Source organism: Bacteroides sp. AF25-38AC, from assembly GCF_003602995.1.
Lineage (GTDB): Bacteria > Bacteroidota > Bacteroidia > Bacteroidales > Bacteroidaceae > Bacteroides > Bacteroides uniformis.
In genome coordinates, this window is the sequence record NZ_QTMD01000004.1 from 1 (window position 1) to 6,925 (window position 6,925).

6 protein-coding genes and 1 pseudogene are annotated in these 6,925 nt (G+C 35.7%); all 7 read right to left on the bottom strand.

Translation table 11 applies throughout. The features are described from left to right. Nucleotides 1-74 precede the first annotated feature (74 nt). Nucleotides 75-1,049: an MraY family glycosyltransferase gene (locus DWY55_RS03650; protein WP_117879043.1), complete on the bottom strand. Its 975-nt coding sequence runs from the start codon at nucleotides 1,047-1,049 to the stop codon at nucleotides 75-77. A gap of 9 nt (nucleotides 1,050-1,058) precedes the next feature. Next, nucleotides 1,059-2,087, bottom strand: a complete 1,029-nt coding sequence (locus tag DWY55_RS03655; RefSeq protein ID WP_117879042.1) for an NAD-dependent epimerase/dehydratase family protein — start codon at nucleotides 2,085-2,087, stop codon at nucleotides 1,059-1,061. Then, on the bottom strand, nucleotides 2,084-3,076 hold the full coding sequence (locus DWY55_RS03660; protein ID WP_117879041.1) for an LPS biosynthesis protein: 993 nt from the start codon (nucleotides 3,074-3,076) through the stop codon (nucleotides 2,084-2,086). Before DWY55_RS03660 ends, DWY55_RS03655 begins: the two co-directional genes overlap by 4 nt. Before the next feature lie 3 nt (nucleotides 3,077-3,079). Beyond that, nucleotides 3,080-3,934 (bottom strand): sugar nucleotide-binding protein, encoded by an 855-nt coding sequence (locus DWY55_RS03665; RefSeq protein WP_117879040.1) that lies wholly within the window; start codon nucleotides 3,932-3,934, stop codon nucleotides 3,080-3,082. Nucleotides 3,935-3,960: 26 nt separating this feature from the next. Next, nucleotides 3,961-5,067 (bottom strand): capsule biosynthesis protein CapK, encoded by a 1,107-nt coding sequence (locus DWY55_RS03670; RefSeq protein ID WP_117879039.1) that lies wholly within the window; start codon nucleotides 5,065-5,067, stop codon nucleotides 3,961-3,963. Nucleotides 5,068-5,070: 3 nt separating this feature from the next. Continuing rightward, the gene (gene wecB, locus DWY55_RS03675) at nucleotides 5,071-6,243 is read right to left on the bottom strand and encodes a non-hydrolyzing UDP-N-acetylglucosamine 2-epimerase (protein ID WP_117879038.1); all 1,173 of its coding nucleotides are present in this window, start codon (nucleotides 6,241-6,243) and stop codon (nucleotides 5,071-5,073) included. 48 nt (nucleotides 6,244-6,291) lie between these two features. Continuing rightward, nucleotides 6,292-6,925, bottom strand: a pseudogene (locus tag DWY55_RS22275) (LPS biosynthesis protein); the annotation flags it as partial.

Genomic DNA, 6,925 nt, shown 5'->3' on the forward strand with positions numbered 1-6,925 from the left:
TATTTTTGTTCGCAGCGAAGATAGAGATTTCAATTATGAGCCAATTTTTGACTGCTTACCAAATTATCAGATTACTACTTTAAACATTTAAGATACTCCTCATGCAAATAGTAATATTTCCTCTTAAACCATACATACACAACACACAATACCGGCAATACCATCATAAAATAAATCCAATGATTCATCGGCAATAAAAGCAACCCGAACGAAACCACCGACTGTAAACACATATATATGATAGAAACCACCACATGCGGTATCTTCAACTCATTTGCCATCAACTGGTAGACATGCTTACGATGAGCCTCACCGATATTTTCATGCAATAAAATACGATGGATAATTGTCAGCACACTATCCACTCCATACACAGCCAACAGCAGGATATAAGTAAAGTCCCCCGTCAGCAAAATCAACTTGCCCAAAGCAAACAGGATAATGAATGCGATACCAACACTGCCCACATCACCGGCAAAGCACTTCGCTTTCTTACGGAAATTAAAGAAATTAAAAACCAGTACACCCAACAGTACCACTATCAAAAAGCTGTTCTCCACAAAACACAACTTTGAGTTTAAGTAGATCAATGGAAAAAGTACCACCAAACTATATCCTCCTGTGATACCATTGATGCCATCCATAAAGTTGTACGCATTGATGATACCCACACACAAAATCAACGCAACCACAATCATCCACCAACTCTCAGGGTTCAGAATGCCAAAATCCTGGAACATCAACAACATGGCGACAAACTGTACCACCAGCCTGATCCGATTCGACACCCTATGGATATCATCTACGAAACTGATACCCGTAATGGCTGTCAAACCTGTCAAAAACCAAGGATAAACCACTCCAAAGAAAGCAGCCCAAATCCATACACTTGCCAAGAAGATGATACCCCCGCCACGGAGGGTGATACTCGTATGCGAACTCCTGAGATTGGGCTTGTCAATGATGTTACACTTATCGGCAATCTTAAAATAAAAAAGTTCCACCCCGAAGAGCAGAACTAAGATTATTAAATAAATAACAATATTCATGATTATATATTACTTATCAGCTAAAAAACTTCTAATTGTAGCGGTTAAACCATCTTTAGCACTTACCGGCATCTTCTTCAATCCCAAAGCCTTCTTAATTTTCTCATTACTCACCACATAATTTTCTGTCAACTTCTGCATACGGAGTGGATTCAACGGTAAATGAAGCCAACCGCCAATTTTCGCCACAACATTCATCAATCCCCTCGGAATACGCCAAATATGGGGTTTCTTTCCCATAGCAGAACAAATCACCTCTATCAATTCGTTGGTAGATAGCGCTTCATCGTCTGCCATGTGATAGATACCGCTTGCTACATTTTTGGTCAGCAATCCTTCAATAACAGCACAAAGATTGTCTATACTTGTAAATGAACGACGGTTCTCAAAAGCCCCCAATGGCCAAGGGATACCTTTCTTCACCACACCATACAGCAAATTGAGATTCCCTTTGTTACCAGGACCATGAATCATACAAGGACGAATGATATAAACTTGCTTGTACAAATCCGTATCAGATATTTCAGAAAGTGACAAATTTTTAAAATGGTCTTCATCGCTGAAGTTATGAAACGGATGTTCCAATGCCTCTGGTGCAAATTTTCCGATAATATAATCTTCCGCCTTGATCTTACTCTCGCCGTAAGAACCTACAGGCGTAGGTACACACTCTTCAGTAAGAATCCCACTCTCCACATGATCAGCAGCACTCTTCACTGTCGAGAAGAAGATAAACTTACGTACCTTGAAGTGAATCATATACCAATCAAAAATTTTCTGCGTAAGCCCAGTATTCACTTTAAAATATGCATCAGACGTACTCTTATTACGTGTATCATGCGCTTTACCGGCCAAATGAATAATAGCATCAATCTGCATGTTAGTCAACTGGGACAGATCATCCCATAAGAAAGTCTTTGCCACCCCCTCCTTTTCAAGGACAACAATATCAAGTCCATAGATTGTATTATTTGACGACAATACCTTAACAAGATTGCTTCCAACAAATCCATGAACACCAGTTATCAATATATTCATACGTCGTTAAATAAATCATCTACCAATCCAGCAACAGAATATTTATAAAGGACTTCCTCACTTACAGAATTAAAAGGTGTCTGAATAAATTTTTTTGGTATCACAGGATTATCAATATCTATGATTAGAATATTATTGGGATCATAGAACTCATAATCCATAATGTGTTTATTTGTAGTAATGTATTTTCTACGGGACGCAATTGCCTCGTAGGCACGAGTAGACAAACTAACTTGGTATGGCGGATTGACATCCAGCATACATTTTGTCTTATTTAGAACTTCAACTGTTTCTCGAATTGAGATTGGTTTCAGATTAATCTCCTTAAAACTATAGAACGGAAAATGAAAGAGTGACTCCTGTATATAACGAATCAAGCCTGGGACATAAAGATATGCATAGAACTTCAAACCTTGAGATGCAAAATTCTTCCGTAATTGCTTAATCATTTTATGACGAGGATGATACAAGGTACAAATGAGCTCCAAATCATAATCAAACTCAGACATTTCATTTACTTGGAGGTAATCATTCACAAAAAATGTTGGTCTAAAACCTATGTTATGTTTTTTTGCATCTTCAGGATCAAATGACATTACTTTATCGCATGAAGCAAGCACATCATCCATAACACAATTACGCATTACATCCCAGAGATATAAAATAACCTTCGCCCTAGGATATGCTTTCCTTAAAAAATTAATAGCTACTGGAGTAAAAGCCTCTCCTCTACATATTAGGATATAATCGTAATCTTTAGTCTTATTCTCTTTTATCACATCCTGTATATAACGCAAAAATATCTGTGGAACTTTCTTCTTTAGCAAACGTATAATAATTTTCATATAATCTTTCTCAGAAGGTCGTTCATCATATTCATCTACATGAGCTCCCCTCTTCTCAAGTTCCTCTTTAATGGCAACACCATAATGTTTAGTACAACCATAAGGAGAAAATAAAAGGATTCTTTTATTGGTAAATACAGTCATATATTATAAATTGTAGTGAGGATACATATCTTTATGTAATTTAATCCATTCTGCAAGTTCTCTAATTTGAGTATCATAATCAGAAACAATATATGACAACTCAAAACGAGTTCTTTTCAAAGAAAAGTTTGCTAACGTACCTTTAACAGGATTAATTTTTACAGTATCATTCTTCAGATAATGATTAAATAATGAAATAAGTTCATATTTAGATATAGAATGATCTGGTACACAATTGAAGATACCATGAACACGCTCCTTTGCTGCTACTTCCATCGCTTTTGCCAATTCCAAAGTTGTCAATCCAGTCCACATTTTATTGGTAAATCCATTTATTTCATTTTCCTGTGCCATAAACCAATTCAATAAACTCAAACCATTAGGATTTGTATCAGGACCCACGATTGAATCACGTAATGTTACATTTTTATCATCATCCAACTCTCCTAATGCCTTAGACCTACCATAAAACGTTTCATTGTCTCTATGGTCAGTTTCAACATAGTCACCTCTTGTTCCAGAAAAGACACAATCAGTACTCATGTGTATGATCTGAGTATTTGTTCCTTTTGTTACATCCGCAAGAAAGTGTGGAAAATAAGAATTAATATATGAGGCCAGTGCGTGATTCTGCTCGGCAAATTGATTAAGTATACCAATACAATTAATAACAGTATCGTAATTACCTTCAGCAATAACCTTACGAAGGGTTTCCGTATTAAAAGCATTACACGCAATAGAGGGAATAAGAGTAGATTCCTTCAAATCAAAACCAAATACCTCATATCCTTGTTCCCTAAGATAAAGAGAGATGGTATGACCAGCCATGCCATTACATCCACAAATAAAGAATTTCATTACCCAATAAGTGTTACATTAGTTTTTTAAAATTCAAGATATTCCTTTTCCAAATATTTTCTTGTATAGTTACAGAATATTTCTCTCCAAATTTTGTTCGCATTTTTACCTTTTTCTAAAGCATCATCCATATCAATTCTGTTTATAACCTCAAGTATATCCTCTTCTTTTTCATCAGATACATAGCCCATGTTATTTTGTAATACTTTCTTTTCAACAATTGTTCCTTTGGTTGAGAAAATTGGTTTAGCAAGAAACATGGCTTCGTAATATTTATTAGGAGCTGCATATACATTATTAGGATTTACTTTTTGATACATTGCATATATTATATCTGAATTATATGATATATTCAGACCATCTTCATACTTTACCCTTCCATAATATCTGATATTTGGATATATACTATTGTCTTTCAACAATCTTTTCTCCAATTTAACGTTACCAAAACCTGCAATAGATAAATTAATAATCCCCTTTTCTGCCAATGATATGATTTCTGAAAGGCAACGATCTGTTGAAAAACCACCAACATAAGAAAAAGTAATTTTATTGTTATTAAATTGTTTCCTTATGTCTTTTATTAAAAAATCAACACAATTAAAAAACGGAATATTTGGAAGTATACTAATTTTTGAAGAAGGAATCTCAAATGGTATTTGCTCAATACGTTCTAGTTCACAAAGAATAACCTTATCAGCCTTTTTGATCGTATATTTCTCCATAAACTTAAAAGCAGTCAAAATATATAGCCTTTGATTATAGAGTGTAGCAGAAAACCAATCGAACACATCAAATATTAACTTATTACCATTATGTGTTGCTTTATAAAAAGCTGCAGGAAATGCAGAATCTATATCACAACCATGAAGTATCGCATCTTTAAACTTCAATGTACATAATTGTTTATACACAAACCACATCCATCTAATACGTTTCTTAACAGCCTTGAAACCACCAACGTTATACCCCATTTGCTCTTTCCACATAACGGAATTAGGCAAGTCAGGATTCTTTCCGTCGCGATCCCAACCGATAAGCCTATGTTCAATACATCTTTCTTGCAGGTATCGAACATATTTCATTGCTCTAGGATCAGACTGTATATCGTTACATCTAATAAGTACAACCATATTTTATCCTCCGTAACGTTCAACTTCTTCGCCCCTAAGAGCTCTCACAATACGGTCACATGCCTTACCATCACCATAAGGATTAACAGCCTGCGACATTTTAGTATATACCTCAGCATTATCAAGAAGGCTACTAACCTCTTTCATAATCTTACTATAATCAGTACCTACAAGATGTACAGTACCTGACTGGAGGGCCTCAGGTCGCTCAGTAGTATCACGCATCACAAGTACTGGTTTACCCAAACCCGGAGCTTCTTCCTGAATTCCACCAGAATCAGTAAGCACGATATTAGCCTTGCTCATGAGGTAAACAAACTCAAGGTACTGCAGAGGCTCAATGAAGAAGAAGTTTTGACGGGTAAGATCTTTACCAAACACCTCGTGAATAGATTTACGTACATTAGGATTAAGGTGCATTGGATATACAAAATCCACCTCAGGATACTTTTCTGACAGATCTTTCATGGCGGTAACCATACGGATGAATCCATCTCCAAAATTCTCACGACGATGACCGGTGATTAGAACGAGTTTCTTGCCATCAGCTAAACGTGTGACATCATAACCAGCAACCGCAAGCACATTGTCCTGTTCCTTAGTTAGAGCATCATCAGTATTGAGTTTATTGATTACCATATGAAGGGCATCGATAACGGTATTACCAGTCACATAGATATTACCAAGGATAGCCTCAGCCTTGAGATTACTCTCGGAGAGAAGGGTTGGCGAAAAGTTGTAGGTGGCAATACGACTAGTCACCTGACGGTTCATCTCCTCTGGCCACGGGCTGTAAAGGTTGTGGGTACGAAGCCCCGCTTCAACGTGACCAACTGGAATTTGGGCATAGAATGCAGCTAAGGCACCAGCAGTGGAAGTAGTGGTGTCGCCATGGACAAGCACAACATCAGGGCAACATTCCTTGAACACGTCACGTAGACCTGTGAGGACACGTACAGTTACATCAGTGAGATCCTGTCCCTGTTTCATGATGTTGAGATCATAATCAGGAGTCACATCGAAGATCTTTAGTACCTGATCTAGCATTTCGCGATGTTGACCAGTTACACAAACAATAGTTTCGAACTCTGTCGGGTACTTTTGGAATTCCTTAACCAGTGGACACATCTTGATGGCCTCAGGGCGAGTACCAAATACGAACATTATTTTTTTCATATAATGTTTATTAATTATTCAACTTATTATTATTCTGGAAAAAATTAATTACCTCTTGTTATCTATATTATTTACGCCTAAATACCAGAGGCTGTTAAACAACATCGAATAAATCATACTTTCAGTATTTATCATTATTATTATAATCAATACAATAATAAATTGCGATAAAGTCTTTTTACAAAAAATCTTAGAAAATCGAAAGAATAAGCATAAACGAATAAATGTAAATACGATACCGAAACTTGCAAGTTCCCTAAATGTTGTTTGTGTAGACCCTTCAAAGAATACATCCGCTATGGAATGTTGCCCCATAACGATATTATATGCATTTGTCGCTCCAGCACCTAAAAGCGTATAACTCAAGTTTGATCTCCATAATTCATAATAAAAAATAATTTCATTTGTACGTATTACCATAGATGCGTTTGCTACCGAAGTAGAGTCTAATTTTCCAAATATTCTATCATACAATTCTAGGTTTCTTGTAAAAAAGACATATACACTAACTATACCTAATATTAATAAAAAAAACTGATATCCCTTAATAGAGTCACTTTTATCGTAATAATAAGTTATCAAAACTAATGCAAAGCATATATAACCAGTAGTAGAATAAGTTGTAGCTAATGCAATAACAAAAATTAATAAATATTTTATATTTATATTATTTTTTGAATAT

What these genes read in the sequence shown, in the direction of transcription:
- DWY55_RS03650 (WP_117879043.1), bottom strand. Translation starts at nt 1,049, where the DNA reads ATGAATATTGTTATTTATTTAATAATCTTAGTTCTGCTCTTCGGGGTG.
- DWY55_RS03655 (WP_117879042.1), bottom strand. Translation starts at nt 2,087, where the DNA reads ATGAATATATTGATAACTGGTGTTCATGGATTTGTTGGAAGCAATCTT.
- DWY55_RS03660 (WP_117879041.1), bottom strand. Translation starts at nt 3,076, where the DNA reads ATGACTGTATTTACCAATAAAAGAATCCTTTTATTTTCTCCTTATGGT.
- DWY55_RS03665 (WP_117879040.1), bottom strand. Translation starts at nt 3,934, where the DNA reads ATGAAATTCTTTATTTGTGGATGTAATGGCATGGCTGGTCATACCATC.
- DWY55_RS03670 (WP_117879039.1), bottom strand. Translation starts at nt 5,067, where the DNA reads ATGGTTGTACTTATTAGATGTAACGATATACAGTCTGATCCTAGAGCA.
- wecB (WP_117879038.1), bottom strand. Translation starts at nt 6,243, where the DNA reads ATGAAAAAAATAATGTTCGTATTTGGTACTCGCCCTGAGGCCATCAAG.